Genomic DNA, 20,532 nt, shown 5'->3' on the forward strand with positions numbered 1-20,532 from the left:
CAAATATGCATTCGAACCGAAGTTCAAATGTTTACTGCTTTGGTCACTCTTCAAGACTTTGATATTTCTTCTGCCTGCCGAAACAGGCTTCGATATCGTCTTGCGAGTGCCCACACAGATTGTCTGATAAATTGTTAAAGAGCAGTGCGTTAGCAACCCGTGGTTGGTAACGCGAGGTGCGCATATTACGCTTTCCTCATTCAGAGTCAACTACTAATTTCGTTGAATTTCTCTGTTCTCTTTGCCGGTCACTTAACTACTTGATTCGTTGTGTGCCGTCTCGATGGATGCGCATTATAGGGAGTCGAATTTTTTGCACAACTCTTTTTTCGCCTTTTTCTACTGTTTGAATACTTTTCACTCCTTACGTGCAGATCTTGGTCGATCCGCCGCATTTTCGCTGCGATCCCGCTGTCCCATTGGTTGTAATTCCATCAACAAAGGCTAGTATTGCCGGTAAAGTACTTTCATATAAAGAGGCTATTACTATGTCCGATGCCATTCGCCCCTATCTTCATCATCTACCTAAGCTAGGTGAGCGTGTCATGGTCGATAGATCCAGTGTGATCATTGGTAAGGTGACTTTGGGTGATGATGTCAGTGTCTGGCCATTAGTTACCATTCGTGGTGATGTTCATGAGGTCGTCATTGGTGCCCGCTCAAATATTCAAGATGGCAGTGTGTTACACGTTACCCATCAGTCTGAATACAATCCTGAAGGATATCCGCTGATTATTGGAGAAGATGTGACTGTAGGGCATAAAGTCATGCTGCACGGCTGCACTATCGGTAACCGGGTATTAGTAGGAATGGGCTCCATCATATTAGATGGGGCTGTAGTAGAAGATGACGTGATGATTGGTGCTGGTAGCTTGGTTTCTCCAGGGAAACGTTTAGTCAGTGGTCACCTCTATATGGGCAGCCCTGCCAGACAAGCCCGCCCTTTAACACCGGCAGAAGTGGAAGGTCTGCGTTATTCCGCAGATAACTATGTGCGTTGGAAAGATGACTATCTAGCAGGAACTAAATAGATCGGAATATCTGCTGCAGGGAATAGCCCATTGCTCTCCCTGCCTCTGTATTGCTGACTGCAGACCTAAATTAAATGTCTATCTACCCAGTTCATCACGAAGTTGATTGAGCACTGGTGTAATTTCAGGCATCACACCATGCCAAAGCTGGAAAGCATGCGCCGCCTGCCCCACCAGCATTCCTAAACCATCGGTACAGTTAGTCACTCCCCACTGCTTACACCAGACTAAAAATGGCGTAGTGTCAGCTTGATAGAACATATCGTAACAGCGGACTTGTGGGTTAATGATATCGGTAGGTAAGTTTGGCACCTCACCATGTATACCCGAAGCAGTGGCGTTGATGATTAAATCAAATTGCTGCCCGCTTAGATTCTGCATTTCGACCGCATCAATCTCGCCCAAATGATGGAATACCTCTGCAACTTGTTGCGCTCGTGCATAAGTCCGATTAGTGATAACAACTTTGCACCCATATGAGAGCAGAGGGAGGATAACACCATGGGCGGCCCCACCAGCCCCCACTAATAAGATACGATCAGTGGTTTGGATCAAATGCTGTTGTTGAAGGTCACTGAGTAAACCAATGCCATCGGTATTGTCACCTAGCAAACGCCCGTCTTCTAATCGCTTGATAGTATTGACTGCACCAGCTAGCGACGCACGCTCCGTTAACTCATCACACTGAGCATAGGCGCGTTCTTTAAACGGGGTAGTAATATTCGCCCCTTTCGCCCCATCAGCAAAAAAAGACGTTAATGTTTGCTCGAAGGTTTCATAAGGGGCCAATACCATTCCGTATTGGTGCTCAATGCCCGTTTGCGCGGCAAAAAGCGTATGGATCCTCGGCGATTTACTGTGCCCAATCGGGTTACCAAACACTGCGAACTTCTGAGACATGCTTTTCTACCCTTGACGAAATTGCTTACCGGTTAAAGCATCTCTGATTTCAGATGGATTCAAACGCCCACCAACCTGACCAACAAGCACTGGTAATGAGGGACCAAATTGTATTCTGATCTCCTCTATCGTGCGGCAAGGCTCTTGTCCGCTTAAATTGGCGCTGGTTGAAACCAGTGGTTTACCATATTGCATGCAGAGTTGCTGTACCAGCGGGTGGTCGCTCACTCTGACTGCCAGCGAACCAAAACTGCCTGTTAGCCAGTTCGGCGTTTCCGGGCGAGCGGGAATAACCCAAGTTACTGGCCCAGGCCAGCAGGAGAAAATAGTGGCTCGCTGCTCATCACTCAGCGCAGAATCATCCACATAAGGTTTCAACTGCTCATAGTTGGCAGCAATAAGGATTAGCCCTTTCTGCCATGGACGCTGTTTTAATGCCAATAGAGCATTCACTGCTTTTTCACTATCAGGGTCACAACCTAAACCAAAAACGGCTTCAGTCGGATAGGCGATAACCTCTTCTTGCTGCAATGCCCGCAATACATCGGAGAAAACCGCATTCTTCTCTTGTCTACTTACGCTGTTATTACTCACTGACCACTGCCTTCCCACATAACTTGCTGGCGCAAAAACGTTTTACGCCTTGTGCTGTTCTCTTTTCCATTAACAATGGATAGTGGCAATAAGCACACTCTCCGGCAATGGGTTGCTGATTAATCGTAAACTGGCAATCAGGATAACGATTGCAGGCATGGAAGATCTTTCCAAACCGGGATTTACGTTGTAGTAATTTTCCTTGCCCACATTGTGGACAATCAATGGATGTCTCATCGGGTTTATCAATCACTTCAGTATGATCACATTGCGGATATTGGCTACAGCCAATAAACATACCAAAGCGCCCTTGCCGCAACACCATCTCTGAGCCGCATTTAGGACAATGCTGCCCTTCCAGAACTTTCACGATATGACCATCTGATTGCGCTTTTAATGGGCGCATATACTGGCAATCGGGGTAATGTGAACAACCAAGGAATGGGCCATGACCGCCGCTGCGAATGACTAACGCCGATCCACATTCCGGACACGACCCATTATCCTTGGCAGTAACTGTTTTTGTCATAACGCCTTCTATATAAAGTTATTAGCCCGTGATACTACCACTTAGTGCAAATAACCTTCATTGACTTCAAAAAGTAGCTCTTCCATCTGTTGATAAGCGCTTTCATAACCCGGTATGTTAAACAGCACCATCAGCACAACCCATTTGAGATCCTCCAGATCAATCTCATTGGAGTCCAGCGCCATAATACGATCGATAACCATCTCACGCGTATCAAGGTGCAACACCTGAATTTGTTCAAGAAATAGGATAAAACCACGGCAAGTGGCATCCAGACGTTGGGACTCTTCCGCAGTATAGATGCGCAATGCTTGCGGATCAGCAGCATAGAGATAAGGTGCTTTCTGCCCTTCTTGTAGGTCAGCAAGAGCCTCCAACCAATTCAGGGCGTTGTTGATATCCTCACGATAGAAACCTGCTTCAGCAAGATCGTCAGTAATTTTGTCTTGATCGACAAGCATTTCCGACTCGTTATGCATATAAGTTTCAAATAAGTAAATTAGAACGTCGAACATGGCCTGCCCTCCTTAATCGGACATAGCCGCCGGGTACAGCTGCGATCCACCCTGCTAACTCCAGCTCGAGCAATTTGCTAACGATATCTGGCACAGGTTGGCCGGCGCGTTCGGCGACGACATCAACGGGTGTCACCTCATCTCCTACGTTAGCCAACACATCGACAAATGGCAATTCAACTTGCCCCTCGGATGAAGAAATAATTTCTTTCTCAGGTAATGGTATCCATTGTAACGAACCGCTCACTTGTTCAGCGACCTCACGAGCAGACCTTGCAAGGTAAGCGCCTTGCTGGATTAACCAGTGAACACCTTCACTGGTGGCGCTGCCCAATGGCCCCGGTAAAGCAAAAACATCGCGACCTTGTTCCATTGCATAACGGGCGGTTATCAGTGAACCGCTTTTCAGCGTCGCTTCCACCACCAATACAGCCGAGCTTATCCCACTGATAATGCGGTTTCTTCTGGGGAAATGGGCTGCAATAGGTAACGCTGTTGTCAGAAACTCGGATACTAAGACCCCCCCTTGAGACTCAATTTCACAGGCTAAATGACGATGGCGCCGTGGGTATATATTCTCCAAACCACTCCCCAATACTGCAATGGTTTTTCCTTTCGTATCCAGAGCCGCTTGATGACATATTCCATCGATCCCAACCGCCAAGCCGCTGGTGATAACTAACCCCATCAATGCCAGCTCTGAAGCAAAGTGTCGCCCCCACTGCTCGCCATAATGGCTAAAGTGACGGCTCCCAACCATGGCTATTTGTGGATGATAAAGGGCATCAAGCTCGCCAGAGGCAAAAATCACTAATGGCGCCGCAGAAATATGCATTAAGCGAGGAGGATAATCTGGCTCACCGTAAGCCAGTAGATGATGAGAGGAATGATCCAGCCACCGGAGTGTCGCCTCAATATAATGAGGGTCAGCTTGAAAGAATTGCTGACATTGCTGTGAATCCAACCCATAGGCAGCCAACCTGCTGGGATGAATATCGCCATGGGCAAGTAAGCGCCTGGTCAATGTGCTAGCTTTTGTTACTCTAAGCCCCTTGATCTTGCTCATCCTGAGCCATATTTCTGCTACTAACATATCGCCTCCCTGGCTGACTTTCTTTACTAGCACCGATTTGTTCAATTGGTAGCCGATGCTGTCAATCAGGGCCGGAAATGTCTACAATAGAGATTGAATATCATTCACTACTCGGACGCAGATCTAGATATTTATGTCAGTATTACAAGTATTACATTACCCAGATGAGCGGCTGCGCAAAATTGCTGCGCCGGTAAAAGAAGTCAATGGCGAAATCCAGCGTATCGTGGACGACATGTTTGACACCATGTACGCAGAGGAAGGTATTGGTCTTGCTGCAACACAAGTGGATGTTCACCTGCAAATTATCGTCATTGATGTTTCGGAAAATCGTGACCAGCGTTTGGTGTTAATTAACCCAGAACTGTTGGAAAAAAGCGGCGAAACCGGCATTGAAGAGGGTTGTCTCTCGATTCCTGAGCAACGTGCATTAGTTCCTCGGGCTGAAAAAGTAAAAATCAGAGCGCTGGACCGAGAAGGTAAGTCGTTCGAACTAGAAGCCGATGATTTATTAGCAATTTGTATCCAGCATGAAATGGATCACTTGGTGGGTAAACTGTTTGTGGACTATTTGTCTCCATTGAAACGCCAGCGTATCCGTCAAAAGCTGGAGAAAATGGCCAAATTGAATGCTCGTGCCAACTAACTTCTTCTAATGCAGGAAACTAACGTGTCTGATTCTTTGCGGATTATTTTTGCCGGAACGCCTGACTTTGCAGCGCGCCATTTAGGCGCGCTGTTGTCTTCTCAACATCAAATTGTGGGTGTTTTCACTCAACCTGACCGTCCAGCGGGCCGAGGCAATAAACTCACCCCCAGCCCGGTTAAGGTACTCGCAGAGCAGCACGATATTCCAGTGTTTCAGCCAAAATCATTGCGACCGGAAGAAAACCAACATTTAGTTGCTGACCTTAAGGCCGATATCATGGTGGTGGTTGCCTATGGCTTGATTCTCCCAGCGTCAGTCTTGGCAATGCCTCGACTCGGCTGCATTAATGTTCATGGTTCTTTGTTACCGCGCTGGCGTGGTGCTGCACCTATCCAACGGGCATTATGGGCCGGAGATACCAAAACCGGTATCACTATCATGCAGATGGATGTTGGGTTAGATACCGGTGATATGTTGCATAAAATTGAGTGCGACATTCAGCCAGAAGATACCAGTGCAACTCTGTACGATAAATTGGCACAGCTGGGTCCTCAGGGATTGTTGGTCACGCTGCAACAATTAACAGAAGGCCGTGCCCAGCCTGAAGTACAAGATGAAGCACAAGTGACCTATGCAGAAAAACTCAGTAAAGAGGAAGCCAAACTAGATTGGTCACTTTCTGCAGTTCAGCTAGAACGTTGTATTCGTGCATTCAATCCTTGGCCAGTCAGCTATTTTGTTGTCGATGAACAGCCTGTCAAAGTTTGGCAAGCACAAGTGCTTGCTGCGGTTGATAATGTGGTGCCTGGGACTATCGTCCATGCGGACAAATATGGTATTCAAGTTGCCACTGCAGAGGGCGTCTTGAATATCACCCAACTGCAACCCGCCGGGAAAAAAGCCATGTCAGCCGCAGACTTATTAAATTCACGACGCGAATGGTTTACTCCGGGTAGCCAACTAGCATAATAGCTCAGTTCTCTCTGATAAATTTCATTGCCCGATACTTCATCATCGGGCCATTTTCCCTTTATTTGCTGACGTTTGTCGGCTTTTTTGGTTATGAAAAACACATATAATCTCCGCAGCATCGCTGCTAAAGCAATTAGCCAGGTATTGGATCAGGGGCAATCACTCAGTACTGTCTTACCTGCGCTACATAAAAATATTTCTGATAAAGACCGCGCATTGCTGCAGGAATTGTGTTTTGGCACGTTGCGCGTCCTGCCACAACTCGAGTGGTGTATCCAACAGCTAATGGCGCGCCCGATGACCGGGAAACAGCGTGTTTTTCATTACCTGATTATGGTTGGACTTTATCAGCTCATATACACACGTATTCCCCCGCATGCCGCTCTAGCGGAGACAGTCGAAGGTGCAACTGCACTGAAGCGCCCACAATTAAAAGGGTTAATCAACGGTGTGCTACGCCAGTTCCAACGCCAACAAGTGGAATTACTGGAAAGGGCCGCAAATAATGATAGCCGTTACCTACATCCAAGTTGGCTGTTAGCACGCATTAAGCAAGCCTATCCAGACCAATGGCAGCAGATTCTAGATGCAAATAACCAGAAACCACCAATGTGGTTGCGAGTTAGTCGACTACACCATTCGCGCGATGAATATCTAGACCTCTTAAAACAAGCCAGTATTGACGCCTTGCCACATGAAACTTATCCCGATGCAGTCCGCCTTATCACACCTTGCGCAGTTAATGACCTACCCGGTTTTGAACTTGGCTGGGTAACCGTGCAAGATGCATCAGCACAGGGTTGTGTTGATCTGCTTGATCCGCAGAATGGTGAGCAGATCCTTGATCTCTGTGCAGCTCCTGGGGGGAAAACAACGCATATTCTGGAAGCAGCACCCAAAGCCCATGTATTGGCCGTTGATATTGATGAACAGCGTCTTAGTCGGGTCAAAGAAAACTTACAGCGTCTGAAATTAAATGCCATTGTACGAGTCGGTGATGGGCGAACCCCAGATGCATGGTGTGGTGATCAACAATTTGATCGAATACTGCTAGATGCACCTTGTTCCGCAACGGGCGTTATTCGCCGTCACCCTGATATTAAATGGCTACGTCGGGACAGTGACATTGCCGAGTTAGCCCAATTGCAATTTGAGATTATTGAAGCTATCTGGCCTAAACTGAAAAAAGGTGGCGTAATGGTTTATGCTACCTGCTCTATATTGCCCGAAGAGAATCAGCAACAAATTGCCGCATTCCTGCAACGGCATAGCGAAGCTGAGTTGGTTGAAACAGGCTCGGCTTCAGCTCCTGGTAGACAAAACCTGCCACATCCTGAAGATGGTGATGGTTTCTTTTATGCAAAGTTGATCAAAAGATAGTCGTGGCCTTGGCTGCCTCAAATCTAATTTCAGTGTGAAATAGAGAACGCTATGAAAATAATTATTCTTGGGGCGGGGCAAGTTGGCGGAACCCTGGCAGAAAACTTGGTGGGTGAGAACAACGATATCACCGTCGTCGATGTTGATTCTGGCCGGTTACGTCAGTTGCAAGATAAATTTGACCTGCGAGTGGTACAAGGGCACGGCTCACATCCTCGTGTTTTGCGCGAAGCCGGCGCAGAAGATGCTGATATGTTGGTGGCCGTCACTAACTCTGACGAAACTAATATGGTTGCCTGCCAAATTGCATACTCACTCTTTAATACCCCAAATCGTATCGCGCGTATCCGTTCAGCTGAATATATCCGTGAAGCAGATAAACTCTTCCTACCGGAAGCCGTGCCTATTGACCATTTAATATCACCGGAACAGCTAGTTATCGATTACATCTATAAACTAATCGAATATCCGGGGGCTTTGCAGGTGGTCAACTTTGCCGAGGGAAAAGTGAGTATTGCCGCGGTCAAAGCCTATTATGGCGGGCCACTAGTGGGGAATGCATTATCATCGTTGCGCGAGCATATGCCGCACATTGATACCCGTGTAGCCGCGATATTCCGTCAAGATAGGCCGATTCGGCCACAAGGTTCAACAATCATTGAAGCAGGTGATGAAGTCTTCTTTGTTGCAGCTTCACAACATATCCGAGCTGTAATGAGTGAATTACAGCGTCTGGAAAAACCTTACAAACGTATCATGATTGTTGGCGGTGGCAATGTCGGCGCAGGTTTAGCTTTACGATTAGAAAAAGATTACAGCGTAAAATTAATTGAACGCGACCAGCAAAGAGCCGCTGAATTAGCTGAAATGCTACATGATACTATCGTATTTTATGGCGATGCCTCAGACCAAGAGTTGCTCGCAGAAGAACATATTGAACAGGTTGATGTCTTTATTGCCATTACCAATGACGATGAAGCTAATATCATGTCGGCTATGCTGGCGAAGCGCATGGGTGCCAAAAAGGCGATGGTATTAATACAGCGCAGCGCTTATGTCGATCTGGTTCAAGGAAGTGTGATTGATATTGTTATATCGCCACAGCAAGCCACGATTTCTGCACTGCTAGGTCATGTACGCAAAGCCGATATTGTCAGTGTTTCCTCATTAAGACGTGGTGTAGCAGAAGCGATAGAAGCCATCGCTCATGGTGATGAAAGTACATCCAAAGTTGTAGGCAGAATGGTAGAAGATATCAAACTTCCTCCCGGCACGACTATCGGCGCAATTGTGCGTGGTGACGAAGTTATTATCGCTAATGGTAATTCAATCATTAAACAAGGCGACCATGTGGTGATGTTTATAACCCACAAGAAATTTGTTCCCGATGTAGAGCGCTTGTTCCAACCAAGCCCATTCTTCTTATAACTAACAAAAATTAAATTAGCTCACTAGAGTTATCAATTAAAACTATTCCCATAGGGAATATTAAAAATTCTCCTATAATTCTGGTTGTGTCGGGTTTTATTTGGCTAAGATTAAGTAGTTCATTTTTAAATGGAGTGTGGGTTATGAGTTTTATGAAGGAATTTCGTGAATTTGCCATGCGTGGCAATGTTGTCGACTTAGCTGTCGGGGTTATTATTGGTGCTGCGTTCGGCAGAATAGTTTCTTCACTTGTCGCCGATATCATCATGCCGCCACTGGGCCTATTGCTAGGTGGAGTCGATTTCAAACAATTCCATTTCGTATTACGAGCAGCCGAAGGAACCATACCTGCGGTAGTAATGAATTACGGTACATTTATTCAGAGTATTTTTGACTTCGTCATTGTGGCACTGGCTATTTTCTCTGCAGTTAAACTGATGAACAAATTGCGTCGTGAAAAAGCAGAAGAGCCTGCAGCACCGCCAGCGCCTACAACAGAAGAAAAATTACTCGCAGAAATTCGTGATTTGCTAAAAGCACAGCAATCTAAATAATTTCAATATTGCAAACGTTGAAAGCCATCAAATTGATGGCTTTTTTATTGCTCTAAAACCAGAAGGCCAGTGGTAAACAATCATCAGATTTTTTACCACTGGCCTCCCAGCTACCGCCTTTTACATGTTTTTCTTTGCGCTGGTAACTTCCTTTACCTTTAATATTCTTCTCAATACGTTGTCTGAAAAGTGGGTCATGAAGTAGAGCTTCCAGCGCATTATCTTTAATTTTTCCTTTGGTATGCCGATACGTCGTCATAATATTGCCTCATTCGTAAACTTATTGATTAAAAATCCCGCGAATAATACTGCTTGTATGAACTGATTGAAACTCTCTATTTAAAAAATTTAGTCTGTTGATAACTCTTCAGCCGCCCCCTGCTCTAGAGCTTCTAAAATAGAGCAATAGGTTGTGGCATGCTCACTCCCACAGCACGCACTACTCAAGCGTTTTAAGGAGTCACGCATCCTTTTCAACTCAGTAATCTTACTCTCCACATCATGCAGCCGAGAGTCTACAATCGCTTTTGATTCCTGACATGTGTGATGTTCAGGATCCACGCGGATCGACAATAACTCAGCGATTGTTTCTAATGTAAATCCGAGTTGCTTCGCATAACGGATGAATCTTAGACGTTGTAAATCTTGATCATTATACAATCGATACCCCCCCTCCGTCCGTTTGCCATGATCCATCATCCCTTGCTTTTCGTAATAACGAATAGTGTCTGGCGTAACATCAGCGAGTTTCGCAAGCTGCCCAATCTTTAGCATTTAGTCACTCCCTTTAGACAACTTTTTTGCTACTTTCTGCTGGTACTCTTTACGCAAAAAGTCGGTGTTAAGCCCTGCTTGCCTCAATCTTAATTCCAACAAAGCCAGACGCTTATGTAAATTGGCATAATCATCATGCTGCTTATCGAGTTGCGATAATAAGTCCGTAATAGTGAGAGCTTCCTGTCTATCTTGCAATTCAGGAGGAAGATAGCCCGCGTTTTTTAGCAAACGATACCCAACCCTTAATTCAGTAGGGACAAAGGTATCATCGTCAAGGAAGAGTGGTTTACCATTTCCTGGCAAGTTATCAAGTTCACCCTTCTCTTGAGCTTTAATAATATGCCTTTCGGCCCATTCATCAATTAATCCCATATCACACTCAAAAGACCAGAATTCTTAAAATGGATGATAGTTAAGATTAATAGATTGGTAGATAAATAATAAGAGGACAGAGAGAAGATAGGGTGAATAGAAACTTATCCTACTGAATTTTGGACGTAAAAAAACCGGGCAAGCCCGGTTTTTTTACGCGTTTACAGATTACTCTGCAGCAACTACTTCTGCTTGCGATGCAGCACGATCAACTAACTCGATGTAAGCCATCGGTGCGTTGTCGCCTGCACGGAAGCCACACTTCAGAATGCGAGTGTAACCACCGGCGCGGCTCGCGAAACGCGGGCCTAGCTCGTTAAACAGTTTTGCCACGATCTCGTTATCACGAGTACGGGCGAATGCCAGACGACGATTAGCTACGCTGTCGGTCTTGGCAAGAGTAATCAGCGGCTCAACAACGCGACGCAGCTCTTTCGCTTTCGGCAGGGTCGTCTTGATTATCTCATGACGAACCAAAGAGCCGGCCATGTTACGGAACATAGCCTGGCGATGGCTGCTGTTACGGTTCAGTTGACGACCACTCTTACGATGGCGCATGACCTTATCCTTCTCAGTAAAACCTTAACCTGTGATCCGGTTACTCGTTGTCAGCAATGCTAGCTGGCGGCCAATTTTCTAGGCGCATGCCTAAAGAAAGACCACGTGATGCAAGCACGTCTTTAATCTCAGTAAGAGATTTTTTACCCAAGTTCGGCGTTTTCAACAGCTCGACTTCAGTACGCTGTACCAGATCACCGATGTAGTGGATAGCTTCTGCCTTGAGGCAGTTAGCAGAGCGGACAGTCAATTCCAGATCGTCAACAGGGCGCAGCAGGATCGGATCAAACTCTGGCTTCTCTTCTTTAACTTCCGGCTGACGTACATCACGTAGGTCAACGAAAGCTTCAAGCTGTTCAGCCAAGATAGTTGCCGCACGGCGGATCGCCTCTTCAGGATCGATCGTACCATTGGTTTCCATCTCGATAACCAACTTGTCCAGGTCGGTACGCTGTTCTACACGCGCTGCTTCAACATTGTAGGCAATACGCTCTACAGGGCTATAGCATGCGTCTACTAACAGACGACCAATCGGGCGCTCATCTTCTTCCGAATGAATTCGGGCAGAAGCCGGCACATAACCACGACCACGTTGAACTTTGATACGCATGCTAATAGATGCGTTTTCATCGGTCAGGTGGCAGATAACGTGCTGCGGCTTGACGATTTCGACATCACCATCATGGGTGATATCGGCTGCAGTCACAGGGCCAATGCCAGACTTATTCAGGGTAAGAATAACTTCATCTTTACCCTGAACTCTCACCGCCAGCCCTTTCAGGTTGAGCAGGATCTCCAGGATATCTTCCTGTACGCCTTCTTTGGTGCTGTACTCATGCAGTACACCATCAATCTCAACCTCGGTCACCGCGCAACCCGGCATAGATGAAAGCAGAATACGGCGCAGTGCGTTGCCGAGAGTATGGCCAAAGCCACGCTCTAACGGCTCAAGGGTCACCTTGGCGTGCGTCGAACTGACTTGCTCGATATCTACCAGGCGCGGTTTTAGAAACTCTGTCACAGAACCCTGCATTGTGTCCTCTCTTTGGTACTAAGCTTTACTTGGAGTAAAGCTCGACGATCAGGTGTTCGTTAATGTCCGCAGACAGATCAGTACGTTCAGGAATACGCTTGAACACACCTTCCATCTTAACAGCATCAACTTCCAGCCAAGTCGGCTTTTCACGCTGCTCAGCCAGCTCCAAAGCTGCCTTAACACGAGACTGCTTTTTAGCTTTCTCACGGATGCTGACTACGTCATTCGGAGATACCTGATAAGAAGCGATGTTAACAACGCGACCATTTACCATGATAGCTTTATGACTAACCAGCTGACGTGATTCAGCACGAGTTGCGCCAAAGCCCATACGGTAAACTACGTTATCCAGACGGCCTTCCAGCAATTGCAACAGGTTTGCACCAGTGTTGCCTTTCAGACGTGCTGCTTCTTTATAGTAGTTACGGAATTGACGTTCTAGAACACCATAGATACGGCGAACTTTTTGTTTCTCACGTAACTGCACACCGTAGTCAGACAGACGCGGTTTACGCGCACCGTGCTGGCCAGGTGGTTGTTCAATCTTACACTTGGTGTCAATCGCGCGAACGCCAGACTTAAGGAACAGGTCTGTGCCCTCACGACGGCTCAGCTTGAGCTTAGGACCCAAATATCTTGCCATTTTCTCTCTCCAACAAACCTAAAAGCAGCGTTATACGCGGCGCTTTTTCGGCGGACGACAACCGTTATGAGGGATCGGAGTCACATCAGTAATATTAGTGATGCGGAAACCAGCCGCGTTTAACGCACGGATAGTAGACTCACGGCCCGGACCAGGTCCTTTAACCATAACTTCCAGATTCTTGATACCGTATTCTTTCACTGCGTCAGCGCAGCGCTCTGCTGCAACTTGCGCTGCAAACGGAGTAGACTTACGAGATCCACGGAAACCGGAACCACCTGCTGTTGCCCAACCCAATGCGTTACCTTGACGATCTGTAATGGTAACGATGGTGTTGTTGAAAGAAGCATGGATATGAGCCACACCGTCAGAGACTGTCTTTCTTACACGCTTGCGTGCACGAATAGGTGCCTTTGCCATTATTCAATCACCCCGATTATTTCTTGATCGGTTTACGCGGACCCTTACGGGTACGTGCGTTGGTCTTAGTACGCTGACCGCGAACTGGTAGACCACGACGATGACGCAAACCACGATAAGTCCCAAGGTCCATCAGACGCTTGATGCTCAGGGTCACCTCACGACGCAGATCACCTTCTACAACGTACTTGGCAACTTCGTCACGCAGCTTCTCGATTTGCTCTTCAGACAGCTCACTGATCTTAACATTTTCAGCGATATCCGCCGCAGCACAGATAGCCTGTGAACGGGTTTTACCGATGCCGTAGATCGCAGTCAATGCGATAACGGTATGTTTCTGATCAGGAATGTTAATGCCTGCTATACGGGCCACTATGCACTCCTACTATTTTATACAGCAATACCATTCTGAAAAGCCCGTTTTCAGGATACTCAAATAGTATTGCAGTCACATACAAAAGATTGGCTGGCTAATCTAGCCAGCTCAACCCAACTTTGCAAGAAAAATATGCAAGATAAATCAGCCTTGACGCTGTTTATGCTTTGGTTCGGCACTGCAGATTACGCGAACGACACCGTTACGCTTAACAATTTTGCAGTTACGACATAATTTCTTGACGGAAGCACGAACTTTCATTTTTACTCTCCGTAACTTCTCAAACATCCCTGAATTAGCGGTTATAGCCTTTCAGGTTTGCTTTCTTCAATGCAGACTCGTATTGACTAGACATCATCAGAGTTTGCACTTGAGCCATAAAGTCCATGATGACCACCACTACGATAAGTAGGGAGGTACCACCAAAGTAAAATGGTACTTTCATCGCGTCACGCATGAACTCCGGGATCAGGCAGATGAAAGTAATATACATCGCACCAATTAAGGTTAGACGCGTCATTACTTTATCGATGTACTTCGCCGTTTGCTCTCCCGGACGAATTCCTGGCACGAATGCACCGGACTTCTTCAGGTTATCTGCTGTTTCACGCGGATTGAATACTAACGCCGTGTAGAAGAAACAGAAGAAGATGATTGCAGACGCATAGAGTAACACATAAAGCGGCTGTCCCGGCTGCAAATACATCGAAATAGTCGTCAGCCAGTTCCAACCTGTCCCACCCCCAAACCATGATGCAATCGTGGCAGGGAACAGAATTATGCTGGAAGCAAAGATTGCTGGGATAACCCCGGCCATATTCACTTTCAACGGTAAGTGTGTGCTCTGTGCTGCATAAACACGACGACCTTGTTGACGTTTAGCATAGTTAACGACGATACGACGCTGACCACGTTCAATGAAAACAACGAAGAAGGTTACTGCAAACACTAATACTGCAACCAACAGCAACAGGAGGAAGTGCAGGTCGCCTTGCCGAGCTTGCTCGATGGTATGAGCTATTGCAGGTGGAAGACCCGCAACAATACCAGCGAAGATTATGATTGAGATACCGTTACCGATACCACGCTCAGTAATCTGTTCGCCCAGCCACATTAGGAACATTGTCCCGGTGACCAAGCTAACAACAGCGGTAAAATAGAAAGCAAAGCCTGGATTGATTACCAGACCTTGCATCCCAGGCATATTCGGCAGACCGGTAGCAATACCGATCGATTGGAATATAGCCAATACCAACGTGCCATAACGGGTGTACTGACTAATCTTACGACGGCCAGCCTCCCCTTCTTTCTTTATTTCTGCCAACGCTGGATGAACCACCGTTAACAGTTGGATAATAATCGACGCCGAAATATACGGCATGATACCCAAGGCAAAGATAGAAGCACGACTGAGAGCACCACCAGAGAACATGTTAAACATTTCAATGATGGTCCCTCTCTGCTGCTCGAGCAATTTAGCAAGCACAGTGGCATCGATACCAGGAATCGGAATAAAAGAGCCGATACGGAAAACAATAAGCGCACCGATAACAAACAAAAGTCTGCGCTTCAGTTCGCCTAATCCGCCTTTAGCACTTTGAAAATCTAATCCTGGTTGCTTAGCCATCTGCTACTTATTCCTCAATTTTACCGCCAGCAGCTTCGATAGCAGCACGAGCGCCTTTGGTGACACGCAGACCACGAAGAGTTACCGCACGAGTGATTTCGCCTGAAAGCATAACTTTCGCGAACTCAATCTGGGTACCAACAACGTTAGCGGCTTTCAGCGTGTTCAGGTCGATTACGTCGCCTTCCACTAAAGCCAGTTCAGACAGACGAACTTCTGCCGTGATCATAGCTTTGCGAGAGGTGAAGCCGAATTTCGGCAAACGACGATATAAAGGCATCTGACCACCTTCAAAACCACGACGTACGCCACCACCAGAACGTGAGTTCTGACCTTTGTGACCACGACCAGCAGTTTTACCCAGGCCAGAACCGATACCACGACCTACACGCTTCGGCGCATGCTTGGCACCTTCAGCCGGAGACAGAGTATTTAAACGCATCTGTTACTCCTCAACTTTAACCATGTAGGAAACCAAGTTGACCATACCACGTACAGCAGGAGTATCCTCACGCTCTACAGTATGACCAATACGACGCAGACCTAAACCGATCAGGGTTGCCTTATGCTTTGGCAAACGACCGATACTGCTTTTTGTTTGAGTTACTTTAATAGTCTTTGCCATGGTTATTTCCCTAGAATTTCTTCGACGGATTTACCACGCTTAGCAGCGACCATTTCTGGGGATTTCATATCTTCTAAAGCAGCGATAGTTGCACGAACCACGTTGATCGGGTTAGTAGAACCATATGCTTTAGCTAATACGTTATGAACCCCTGCAACTTCCAAGACGGCGCGCATTGCACCACCGGCGATAATACCGGTACCTTCAGAAGCTGGTTGCATGAATACACGGGAACCTGTGTGAGCACCTTTTACTGGGTGCTGCAGAGTGCCGTTATCCAAAGCAACATTAATCATAGCGCGACGGGCTTTTTCCATCGCTTTCTGGATCGCTGCCGGAACTTCGCGTGCTTTGCCGTAGCCAAAACCAACGCGACCGTTACCATCACCAACTACTGTCAGTGCGGTAAAGCTGAAAATACGGCCACCTTTTACGGTTTTAGATACGCGGTTTACCGCGATCAGCTTTTCCTGCAGTTCGCCAGCTTGTTTTTCGATGTGAGACATCTTACACCTCTACCTTAGAACTGAAGGCCAGCTTCACGGGCAGCATCTGCCAGTGCCTGGACTCGACCATGATATTGGAAACCGGAACGGTCAAAGGATACTTTCGTGATCCCTTTTTCCAATGCGCGCTCAGCAATAGTTTTGCCTACAGCTGCTGCGGCATCTTTGTTGCCGGCGTACTTCAATTGCTCATTGATAGCTTTTTCTACAGTAGAAGCGGCGACCAAAATTTCAGAACCGTTTGGTGCAATAACCTGCGCGTAAATATGGCGTGGGGTACGATGTACCACCAGGCGAGTCGCACCCAGTTCTTTGAGCTTGCGGCGTGCGCGGGTCGCACGACGGATACGAGCTGCTTTCTTATCCATAGTGTTACCTTACTTCTTCTTAGCCTCTTTGGTACGCACGACTTCGTCGGCGTAACGGACACCCTTGCCTTTATAAGGCTCAGGACGACGGTAGGCACGCAAATCTGCTGCAACCTGACCAATCACCTGCTTATCAGCGCCTTTCAGCACGATTTCAGTTTGGGTCGGGCATTCGGCAGTGATGCCAGCCGGCAATTCGTGGTCAACTGGATGAGAGAAGCCTAAAGCTAAATTCACCACGTTGCCTTTAACTGCGGCACGGTAACCTACACCTACCAATTGAAGCTTCTTAGTGAAGCCTTCGGTAACACCAACAACCATTGCATTAAGCAGTGCACGAGTGGTACCCGCTTGGGCCCAACCGTCTACAGCGCCTTCGCGTGGAGCGAAAGTCAGTGTATTTTCTTCTTGCTTAACTTCAACAGCGCTATGGACGGTACGAGTCAGCTCGCCGTTCTTACCCTTAATCGAAATAACCTGACCGTTGAGTTTTACCTCTACGCCGGCAGGAATGACGACGGGTGCTTTTGCAACACGAGACATTCTTTCCTCCCGAATTAAGCTACGTAGCAGATAATCTCGCCACCAAGACCTGCTTGGCGAGCTGCACGATCGGTCATAACACCTTTAGAGGTAGAAATAACAGCGATACCCAAACCGGCCATAACTTTTGGCAGCTCATCTTTTTTCTTATAGATGCGCAGACCTGGACGGCTGATACGTTGAATGCTTTCTACCACTGCCTTGCCCTGGAAATACTTAAGTGCTAATTCCAGTACAGGCTTGGTGTCGCCTTCGACTTTAAAATCTTCAATAAAACCTTCTTCCTTCAGAACGTTGGCAATTGCCACTTTCAGCTTGGAGGAAGGCATGGTGACCGCAACTTTGTTTGCGGCTTGACCGTTACGGATACGGGTCAGCATATCCGCGATCGGATCTTGCATGCTCATCTGTCTTTACTCCCGTGATTCAATTGGTGACAATTACCAGCTAGCCTTTTTAAGGCCCGGGATTTCACCGCGCATTGCGGTTTCACGGACTTTAATACGGCTCAACCCGAACTTCCGCAGGAAACCATGCGGACGACCAGTTTGGTTGCAGCGGTTACGCTGACGGGACGGGCTGGAATCACGCGGCAGAGACTGCAGCTTCAGAACAGCATTCCAACGATCTTCGTCGGATGAGTTCACACCAGAGATAATAGCTTTTAATTCCTCGCGTTGAGCGCGGTATTTGTTAGCTAGTTTCACGCGAACGACTTCGCGTGCTTTCATTGATTGCTTAGCCATCAGTAACCCTACCTTACTTGCGGAATGGGAATTTAAAAGCAGCCAACAATGCACGGCCTTCATCATCGGATTTCGCAGTAGTGGTAATGGTAATATCCAAGCCACGTACACGATCGACTTTATCGTAGTCGATTTCCGGGAAGATGATCTGCTCGCGCACACCCATGCTGTAGTTACCACGACCATCGAATGACTTAGCGGACAAGCCACGGAAGTCACGGATACGAGGTACAGCAATGGTAATCAGACGCTCTAAGAATTCCCACATGCGTTCGCCACGCAGGGTCACTTTACAGCCGATCGGATAGCCCTGACGGATTTTGAAGCCTGCAACAGATTTGCGTGCTTTGGTGATAAACGGCTTTTGGCCGGAGATAGCTGCCAAGTCAGCTGCTGCATTATCCAGCAGTTTCTTGTCAGCGATCGCTTCACCAACACCCATGTTCAGGGTGATCTTCTCGACCCGAGGGACTTGCATGACAGAGTTGTAGTCAAACTGAGACATCAGTTGTTTGACCACCTCGTCTTTGTAGTAATCATGCAGTTTCGCCATCGTATTACTCCAAATTACTTGATAGTTTCGCTGTTAGATTTAAAGAAACGGACTTTTTTGCCGTCTTCGAATCTAAAGCCTACACGGTCAGCCTTACCGGTTGTCGCGTTGAACAGCGCAATGTTGGAAACTTGAATTGCAGCTTCTTTTTCAACAATGCCACCTGGTTGGTTCAGGGCCGGAACCGGCTTCTGATGTTTTTTAACCAGGTTGATACCTTCAACAATGACCTTACCAGCAGACAGGACATTCTTTACTTTACCGCGCTTACCTTTGTCTTTCCCGGTTAGCACGATAACTTCGTCATCACGACGGATTTTCGCTGCCATGGTTCGCTCCTTAGAGTACTTCTGGTGCCAGAGAGATAATTTTCATGAACTTCTCATTACGCAGTTCACGAGTTACCGGCCCAAAAATACGCGTGCCGATTGGCTGCTCGCTGTTATTATTTAAAATAACACAAGCGTTGCCATCGAAGCGAATGACAGAACCGTCCGGGCGACGTACACCCTTCTTGGTGCGCACCACTACCGCCTTCAGAACATCGCCTTTCTTCACCTTGCCACGAGGAATTGCTTCCTTGATGGTGATCTTGATGATGTCGCCGATGCCTGCGTAGCGACGGTGCGAGCCACCTAGAACCTTGATACACATTACGCGACGTGCACCGGAGTTGTCGGCCACGTTCAGCATAGTCTGTTCTTGGATCATGTTAGTGCTCCGCTAATGTCAACTACTACTTTAGGACCCAGAATAGGTCGTTTAAAAGCCCCAAGAATGAGGGCGCAGCATTATAACACCGCTTCCAGATTATGGGTAGAAAAAATAAACGGCTCACTTTCTGAGCCGTTTATTATGTGCGAGTTGGCTACTCTATTACAGAATCGCTTTCTCTACAACGCGAACAAGTGTCCAAGACTTAGTCTTTGACAATGGACGGCATTCGCGGATTTCTACCACGTCACCGATACCACATTCATTGTTCTCGTCATGTACATGCAATTTCGTCGTACGACGGATGAATTTCCCGTAAATCGGGTGCTTCACCACACGTTCGATAGCAACAACCATGGATTTCTCCATTTTGTCACTAACTACGCGACCTTGCAGAGTACGGATTTGGTCAGTCATTACGCACCCGCCTTTTCAGTCAGTAAAGTCTTAACACGTGCGATATTACGACGCACTTGTTTCGACAGGTGAGTTTGTTGCAGCTGGCCACTAGCCGCCTGCATGCGCAAATTAAATTGCTCACGCAGCAGGTTGAGCAGCTCAGTGTTCAGCTCTTCAACGCTTTTTTCACGCAGCTCTTGTGCTTTCATTACATCACCGTCTTAGTTACAAAGGTGGTTCCTACAGGCAGTTTCGCTGCTGCGAGCTTAAATGCTTCGCGAGCAGTTTCTTCCGGCACACCAGCCATTTCAAATAAAACTTTTCCTGGCTGGATCAGGGCAACCCAATACTCTACGTTACCCTTACCTTTACCCATACGCACTTCGAGCGGCTTCTCGGTGATCGGTTTGTCCGGGAATACACGGATCCAGACCTTACCTTGACGCTTAATTGCACGTGTCATCGCACGACGGGCTGCTTCGATTTGACGAGCCGTCAGGCGGCAACGGCCACAAGCTTTCAGGCCGAACTCACCGAAGCTAACATCCGTACCTTGCGCAAGGCCACGGTTACGGCCTTTGTGCATCTTACGGAATTTTGTACGCTTTGGTTGTAACATCAGCG

The 20,532-nt window shown here is 47.2% G+C and carries 35 protein-coding genes; 6 read left to right on the forward strand and 29 right to left on the reverse strand.

What is annotated here, in order from left to right; genetic code table 11:
• Positions 1–43: 43 nt before the first annotated feature.
• A complete protein-coding gene (locus tag HUZ92_RS08640) occupies positions 44–184 on the reverse strand; it encodes a hypothetical protein (protein ID WP_162928760.1) in 141 nt (46 codons plus the stop codon).
• A 304-nt stretch (positions 185–488) separates the two neighbouring features.
• On the opposite strand from HUZ92_RS08640, the gene HUZ92_RS08645 reads away from it, so the two are divergent.
• Positions 489–1,031 (forward strand): gamma carbonic anhydrase family protein, encoded by a 543-nt coding sequence (locus HUZ92_RS08645; RefSeq protein ID WP_050099612.1) that lies wholly within the window; start codon positions 489–491, stop codon positions 1,029–1,031.
• A gap of 78 nt (positions 1,032–1,109) precedes the next feature.
• Here HUZ92_RS08645 and aroE read toward each other — a convergent pair whose 3' ends face one another.
• From aroE to dprA, 5 genes are read right to left on the reverse strand one after another with little or no spacing between them, the layout of a single operon-like run.
• Positions 1,110–1,931, reverse strand: coding sequence for a shikimate dehydrogenase (gene aroE / locus HUZ92_RS08650; RefSeq protein ID WP_050099611.1), 822 nt, complete (start codon positions 1,929–1,931; stop codon positions 1,110–1,112).
• 6 nt (positions 1,932–1,937) lie between these two features.
• Positions 1,938–2,525, reverse strand: coding sequence for an L-threonylcarbamoyladenylate synthase type 1 TsaC (gene tsaC / locus HUZ92_RS08655; RefSeq protein WP_050099610.1), 588 nt, complete (start codon positions 2,523–2,525; stop codon positions 1,938–1,940).
• Complete coding sequence (locus HUZ92_RS08660; RefSeq protein ID WP_050099609.1) at positions 2,518–3,054, reverse strand: DNA topoisomerase family protein; 537 nt, start codon at positions 3,052–3,054, stop codon at positions 2,518–2,520. Before HUZ92_RS08660 ends, tsaC begins: the two co-directional genes overlap by 8 nt.
• Positions 3,055–3,095: 41 nt before the next feature.
• On the reverse strand, positions 3,096–3,569 hold the full coding sequence (locus HUZ92_RS08665) for a DUF494 family protein (protein ID WP_050099608.1): 474 nt from the start codon (positions 3,567–3,569) through the stop codon (positions 3,096–3,098).
• Entirely contained in the window at positions 3,541–4,662 is a 1,122-nt protein-coding gene (gene dprA / locus HUZ92_RS08670) for a DNA-protecting protein DprA (RefSeq protein WP_145579486.1), read from the reverse strand. The genes HUZ92_RS08665 and dprA overlap by 29 nt, the downstream gene beginning before the upstream one ends.
• A gap of 133 nt (positions 4,663–4,795) precedes the next feature.
• Here dprA and def point away from each other — a divergent pair, with 133 nt between their 5' ends.
• The 5 genes from def to mscL all read left to right on the forward strand — a co-directional run bounded on the left by def (position 4,796) and on the right by mscL (position 9,645).
• Positions 4,796–5,308 (forward strand): peptide deformylase, encoded by a 513-nt coding sequence (gene def / locus HUZ92_RS08675; RefSeq protein WP_050099606.1) that lies wholly within the window; start codon positions 4,796–4,798, stop codon positions 5,306–5,308.
• Between the two features lie 24 nt (positions 5,309–5,332).
• Complete coding sequence (gene fmt, locus HUZ92_RS08680; RefSeq protein ID WP_050099605.1) at positions 5,333–6,280, forward strand: methionyl-tRNA formyltransferase; 948 nt, start codon at positions 5,333–5,335, stop codon at positions 6,278–6,280.
• Positions 6,281–6,373: 93 nt separating this feature from the next.
• Positions 6,374–7,663 (forward strand): 16S rRNA (cytosine(967)-C(5))-methyltransferase RsmB, encoded by a 1,290-nt coding sequence (gene rsmB, locus HUZ92_RS08685; protein ID WP_050099604.1) that lies wholly within the window; start codon positions 6,374–6,376, stop codon positions 7,661–7,663.
• A gap of 51 nt (positions 7,664–7,714) precedes the next feature.
• Positions 7,715–9,091 (forward strand): Trk system potassium transporter TrkA, encoded by a 1,377-nt coding sequence (gene trkA / locus HUZ92_RS08690; protein ID WP_050099603.1) that lies wholly within the window; start codon positions 7,715–7,717, stop codon positions 9,089–9,091.
• A gap of 143 nt (positions 9,092–9,234) precedes the next feature.
• Positions 9,235–9,645, forward strand: coding sequence for a large-conductance mechanosensitive channel protein MscL (gene mscL / locus HUZ92_RS08695; protein WP_019213306.1), 411 nt, complete (start codon positions 9,235–9,237; stop codon positions 9,643–9,645).
• A 52-nt stretch (positions 9,646–9,697) separates the two neighbouring features.
• Here the strand turns inward: mscL and HUZ92_RS08700 are convergent, their stop codons facing one another.
• From HUZ92_RS08700 to rplP, 23 genes are all read right to left on the reverse strand, one after another.
• On the reverse strand, positions 9,698–9,904 hold the full coding sequence (locus tag HUZ92_RS08700; RefSeq protein ID WP_050099602.1) for an alternative ribosome-rescue factor A: 207 nt from the start codon (positions 9,902–9,904) through the stop codon (positions 9,698–9,700).
• 89 nt (positions 9,905–9,993) lie between these two features.
• On the reverse strand, positions 9,994–10,419 hold the full coding sequence (zntR, locus tag HUZ92_RS08705; RefSeq protein WP_050099601.1) for a Zn(2+)-responsive transcriptional regulator: 426 nt from the start codon (positions 10,417–10,419) through the stop codon (positions 9,994–9,996).
• Positions 10,420–10,794: a DnaJ family domain-containing protein gene (locus HUZ92_RS08710; protein ID WP_050139991.1), complete on the reverse strand. Its 375-nt coding sequence runs from the start codon at positions 10,792–10,794 to the stop codon at positions 10,420–10,422. It abuts the gene before it with no gap.
• A gap of 168 nt (positions 10,795–10,962) precedes the next feature.
• On the reverse strand, positions 10,963–11,352 hold the full coding sequence (gene rplQ, locus HUZ92_RS08715) for a 50S ribosomal protein L17 (RefSeq protein ID WP_004391407.1): 390 nt from the start codon (positions 11,350–11,352) through the stop codon (positions 10,963–10,965).
• 40 nt (positions 11,353–11,392) lie between these two features.
• A complete protein-coding gene (locus tag HUZ92_RS08720) occupies positions 11,393–12,385 on the reverse strand; it encodes a DNA-directed RNA polymerase subunit alpha (RefSeq protein WP_004709232.1) in 993 nt (330 codons plus the stop codon).
• Between the two features lie 25 nt (positions 12,386–12,410).
• Positions 12,411–13,031 carry a 30S ribosomal protein S4 gene (gene rpsD, locus HUZ92_RS08725; protein ID WP_002218949.1) on the reverse strand — a complete coding sequence of 207 codons (621 nt, stop codon included), beginning with the start codon at positions 13,029–13,031 and terminating at the stop codon, positions 12,411–12,413.
• 30 nt (positions 13,032–13,061) lie between these two features.
• Positions 13,062–13,451, reverse strand: coding sequence for a 30S ribosomal protein S11 (rpsK, locus tag HUZ92_RS08730; protein ID WP_004709234.1), 390 nt, complete (start codon positions 13,449–13,451; stop codon positions 13,062–13,064).
• A gap of 16 nt (positions 13,452–13,467) precedes the next feature.
• The gene (gene rpsM / locus HUZ92_RS08735) at positions 13,468–13,824 is read right to left on the reverse strand and encodes a 30S ribosomal protein S13 (protein WP_050099599.1); all 357 of its coding nucleotides are present in this window, start codon (positions 13,822–13,824) and stop codon (positions 13,468–13,470) included.
• Positions 13,825–13,971: 147 nt separating this feature from the next.
• Positions 13,972–14,088 (reverse strand): 50S ribosomal protein L36, encoded by a 117-nt coding sequence (gene rpmJ, locus HUZ92_RS08740; protein WP_002227352.1) that lies wholly within the window; start codon positions 14,086–14,088, stop codon positions 13,972–13,974.
• 34 nt (positions 14,089–14,122) lie between these two features.
• Positions 14,123–15,454, reverse strand: coding sequence for a preprotein translocase subunit SecY (secY, locus tag HUZ92_RS08745; RefSeq protein WP_002213344.1), 1,332 nt, complete (start codon positions 15,452–15,454; stop codon positions 14,123–14,125).
• A gap of 7 nt (positions 15,455–15,461) precedes the next feature.
• Positions 15,462–15,896 carry a 50S ribosomal protein L15 gene (gene rplO / locus HUZ92_RS08750; protein ID WP_004391411.1) on the reverse strand — a complete coding sequence of 145 codons (435 nt, stop codon included), beginning with the start codon at positions 15,894–15,896 and terminating at the stop codon, positions 15,462–15,464.
• 3 nt (positions 15,897–15,899) lie between these two features.
• The gene (rpmD, locus tag HUZ92_RS08755) at positions 15,900–16,079 is read right to left on the reverse strand and encodes a 50S ribosomal protein L30 (protein ID WP_002213339.1); all 180 of its coding nucleotides are present in this window, start codon (positions 16,077–16,079) and stop codon (positions 15,900–15,902) included.
• Between the two features lie 2 nt (positions 16,080–16,081).
• The gene (gene rpsE / locus HUZ92_RS08760; protein ID WP_004391412.1) at positions 16,082–16,585 is read right to left on the reverse strand and encodes a 30S ribosomal protein S5; all 504 of its coding nucleotides are present in this window, start codon (positions 16,583–16,585) and stop codon (positions 16,082–16,084) included.
• A gap of 14 nt (positions 16,586–16,599) precedes the next feature.
• Positions 16,600–16,953, reverse strand: a complete 354-nt coding sequence (gene rplR / locus HUZ92_RS08765; RefSeq protein WP_002213336.1) for a 50S ribosomal protein L18 — start codon at positions 16,951–16,953, stop codon at positions 16,600–16,602.
• Positions 16,954–16,962: 9 nt separating this feature from the next.
• Positions 16,963–17,496 (reverse strand): 50S ribosomal protein L6, encoded by a 534-nt coding sequence (gene rplF / locus HUZ92_RS08770; RefSeq protein ID WP_004391415.1) that lies wholly within the window; start codon positions 17,494–17,496, stop codon positions 16,963–16,965.
• A gap of 14 nt (positions 17,497–17,510) precedes the next feature.
• Positions 17,511–17,903: a 30S ribosomal protein S8 gene (gene rpsH / locus HUZ92_RS08775; protein ID WP_004709239.1), complete on the reverse strand. Its 393-nt coding sequence runs from the start codon at positions 17,901–17,903 to the stop codon at positions 17,511–17,513.
• A 33-nt stretch (positions 17,904–17,936) separates the two neighbouring features.
• Positions 17,937–18,242, reverse strand: coding sequence for a 30S ribosomal protein S14 (gene rpsN, locus HUZ92_RS08780; protein ID WP_004391418.1), 306 nt, complete (start codon positions 18,240–18,242; stop codon positions 17,937–17,939).
• A 13-nt stretch (positions 18,243–18,255) separates the two neighbouring features.
• On the reverse strand, positions 18,256–18,795 hold the full coding sequence (gene rplE / locus HUZ92_RS08785; protein WP_005159856.1) for a 50S ribosomal protein L5: 540 nt from the start codon (positions 18,793–18,795) through the stop codon (positions 18,256–18,258).
• A 14-nt stretch (positions 18,796–18,809) separates the two neighbouring features.
• Entirely contained in the window at positions 18,810–19,124 is a 315-nt protein-coding gene (gene rplX, locus HUZ92_RS08790; protein WP_004709242.1) for a 50S ribosomal protein L24, read from the reverse strand.
• A 10-nt stretch (positions 19,125–19,134) separates the two neighbouring features.
• The gene (gene rplN / locus HUZ92_RS08795; protein ID WP_002213325.1) at positions 19,135–19,506 is read right to left on the reverse strand and encodes a 50S ribosomal protein L14; all 372 of its coding nucleotides are present in this window, start codon (positions 19,504–19,506) and stop codon (positions 19,135–19,137) included.
• A gap of 165 nt (positions 19,507–19,671) precedes the next feature.
• The gene (rpsQ, locus tag HUZ92_RS08800; RefSeq protein ID WP_002228135.1) at positions 19,672–19,926 is read right to left on the reverse strand and encodes a 30S ribosomal protein S17; all 255 of its coding nucleotides are present in this window, start codon (positions 19,924–19,926) and stop codon (positions 19,672–19,674) included.
• Positions 19,926–20,117 carry a 50S ribosomal protein L29 gene (rpmC, locus tag HUZ92_RS08805; RefSeq protein ID WP_005159843.1) on the reverse strand — a complete coding sequence of 64 codons (192 nt, stop codon included), beginning with the start codon at positions 20,115–20,117 and terminating at the stop codon, positions 19,926–19,928. Before rpmC ends, rpsQ begins: the two co-directional genes overlap by 1 nt.
• Entirely contained in the window at positions 20,117–20,527 is a 411-nt protein-coding gene (gene rplP, locus HUZ92_RS08810) for a 50S ribosomal protein L16 (protein ID WP_002218940.1), read from the reverse strand. The genes rpmC and rplP overlap by 1 nt, the downstream gene beginning before the upstream one ends.
• Positions 20,528–20,532 lie beyond the last annotated feature (5 nt).

It is taken from the genome of Yersinia vastinensis (genome assembly GCF_902726565.1).
GTDB lineage: Bacteria > Pseudomonadota > Gammaproteobacteria > Enterobacterales > Enterobacteriaceae > Yersinia > Yersinia vastinensis.

Excerpts from the sequence above, each read along its gene's own strand:
- HUZ92_RS08640 (WP_162928760.1), bottom strand. The coding sequence starts at position 184 with ATGCGCACCTCGCGTTACCAACCACGGGTTGCTAACGCACTGCTCTTT.
- HUZ92_RS08645 (WP_050099612.1), top strand. The coding sequence starts at position 489 with ATGTCCGATGCCATTCGCCCCTATCTTCATCATCTACCTAAGCTAGGT.
- aroE (WP_050099611.1), bottom strand. The coding sequence starts at position 1,931 with ATGTCTCAGAAGTTCGCAGTGTTTGGTAACCCGATTGGGCACAGTAAA.
- HUZ92_RS08660 (WP_050099609.1), bottom strand. The coding sequence starts at position 3,054 with ATGACAAAAACAGTTACTGCCAAGGATAATGGGTCGTGTCCGGAATGT.
- HUZ92_RS08665 (WP_050099608.1), bottom strand. The coding sequence starts at position 3,569 with ATGTTCGACGTTCTAATTTACTTATTTGAAACTTATATGCATAACGAG.
- dprA (WP_145579486.1), bottom strand. The coding sequence starts at position 4,662 with ATGTTAGTAGCAGAAATATGGCTCAGGATGAGCAAGATCAAGGGGCTT.
- def (WP_050099606.1), top strand. The coding sequence starts at position 4,796 with ATGTCAGTATTACAAGTATTACATTACCCAGATGAGCGGCTGCGCAAA.
- rsmB (WP_050099604.1), top strand. The coding sequence starts at position 6,374 with ATGAAAAACACATATAATCTCCGCAGCATCGCTGCTAAAGCAATTAGC.
- trkA (WP_050099603.1), top strand. The coding sequence starts at position 7,715 with ATGAAAATAATTATTCTTGGGGCGGGGCAAGTTGGCGGAACCCTGGCA.
- mscL (WP_019213306.1), top strand. The coding sequence starts at position 9,235 with ATGAGTTTTATGAAGGAATTTCGTGAATTTGCCATGCGTGGCAATGTT.
- HUZ92_RS08700 (WP_050099602.1), bottom strand. The coding sequence starts at position 9,904 with ATGACGACGTATCGGCATACCAAAGGAAAAATTAAAGATAATGCGCTG.
- zntR (WP_050099601.1), bottom strand. The coding sequence starts at position 10,419 with ATGCTAAAGATTGGGCAGCTTGCGAAACTCGCTGATGTTACGCCAGAC.
- HUZ92_RS08710 (WP_050139991.1), bottom strand. The coding sequence starts at position 10,794 with ATGGGATTAATTGATGAATGGGCCGAAAGGCATATTATTAAAGCTCAA.
- rplQ (WP_004391407.1), bottom strand. The coding sequence starts at position 11,352 with ATGCGCCATCGTAAGAGTGGTCGTCAACTGAACCGTAACAGCAGCCAT.
- HUZ92_RS08720 (WP_004709232.1), bottom strand. The coding sequence starts at position 12,385 with ATGCAGGGTTCTGTGACAGAGTTTCTAAAACCGCGCCTGGTAGATATC.
- rpsD (WP_002218949.1), bottom strand. The coding sequence starts at position 13,031 with ATGGCAAGATATTTGGGTCCTAAGCTCAAGCTGAGCCGTCGTGAGGGC.
- rpsK (WP_004709234.1), bottom strand. The coding sequence starts at position 13,451 with ATGGCAAAGGCACCTATTCGTGCACGCAAGCGTGTAAGAAAGACAGTC.
- rpmJ (WP_002227352.1), bottom strand. The coding sequence starts at position 14,088 with ATGAAAGTTCGTGCTTCCGTCAAGAAATTATGTCGTAACTGCAAAATT.
- secY (WP_002213344.1), bottom strand. The coding sequence starts at position 15,454 with ATGGCTAAGCAACCAGGATTAGATTTTCAAAGTGCTAAAGGCGGATTA.
- rplO (WP_004391411.1), bottom strand. The coding sequence starts at position 15,896 with ATGCGTTTAAATACTCTGTCTCCGGCTGAAGGTGCCAAGCATGCGCCG.
- rpmD (WP_002213339.1), bottom strand. The coding sequence starts at position 16,079 with ATGGCAAAGACTATTAAAGTAACTCAAACAAAAAGCAGTATCGGTCGT.
- rpsE (WP_004391412.1), bottom strand. The coding sequence starts at position 16,585 with ATGTCTCACATCGAAAAACAAGCTGGCGAACTGCAGGAAAAGCTGATC.
- rplR (WP_002213336.1), bottom strand. The coding sequence starts at position 16,953 with ATGGATAAGAAAGCAGCTCGTATCCGTCGTGCGACCCGCGCACGCCGC.
- rplF (WP_004391415.1), bottom strand. The coding sequence starts at position 17,496 with ATGTCTCGTGTTGCAAAAGCACCCGTCGTCATTCCTGCCGGCGTAGAG.
- rpsH (WP_004709239.1), bottom strand. The coding sequence starts at position 17,903 with ATGAGCATGCAAGATCCGATCGCGGATATGCTGACCCGTATCCGTAAC.
- rpsN (WP_004391418.1), bottom strand. The coding sequence starts at position 18,242 with ATGGCTAAGCAATCAATGAAAGCACGCGAAGTCGTTCGCGTGAAACTA.
- rplE (WP_005159856.1), bottom strand. The coding sequence starts at position 18,795 with ATGGCGAAACTGCATGATTACTACAAAGACGAGGTGGTCAAACAACTG.
- rplX (WP_004709242.1), bottom strand. The coding sequence starts at position 19,124 with ATGGCAGCGAAAATCCGTCGTGATGACGAAGTTATCGTGCTAACCGGG.
- rplN (WP_002213325.1), bottom strand. The coding sequence starts at position 19,506 with ATGATCCAAGAACAGACTATGCTGAACGTGGCCGACAACTCCGGTGCA.
- rpsQ (WP_002228135.1), bottom strand. The coding sequence starts at position 19,926 with ATGACTGACCAAATCCGTACTCTGCAAGGTCGCGTAGTTAGTGACAAA.
- rpmC (WP_005159843.1), bottom strand. The coding sequence starts at position 20,117 with ATGAAAGCACAAGAGCTGCGTGAAAAAAGCGTTGAAGAGCTGAACACT.
- rplP (WP_002218940.1), bottom strand. The coding sequence starts at position 20,527 with ATGTTACAACCAAAGCGTACAAAATTCCGTAAGATGCACAAAGGCCGT.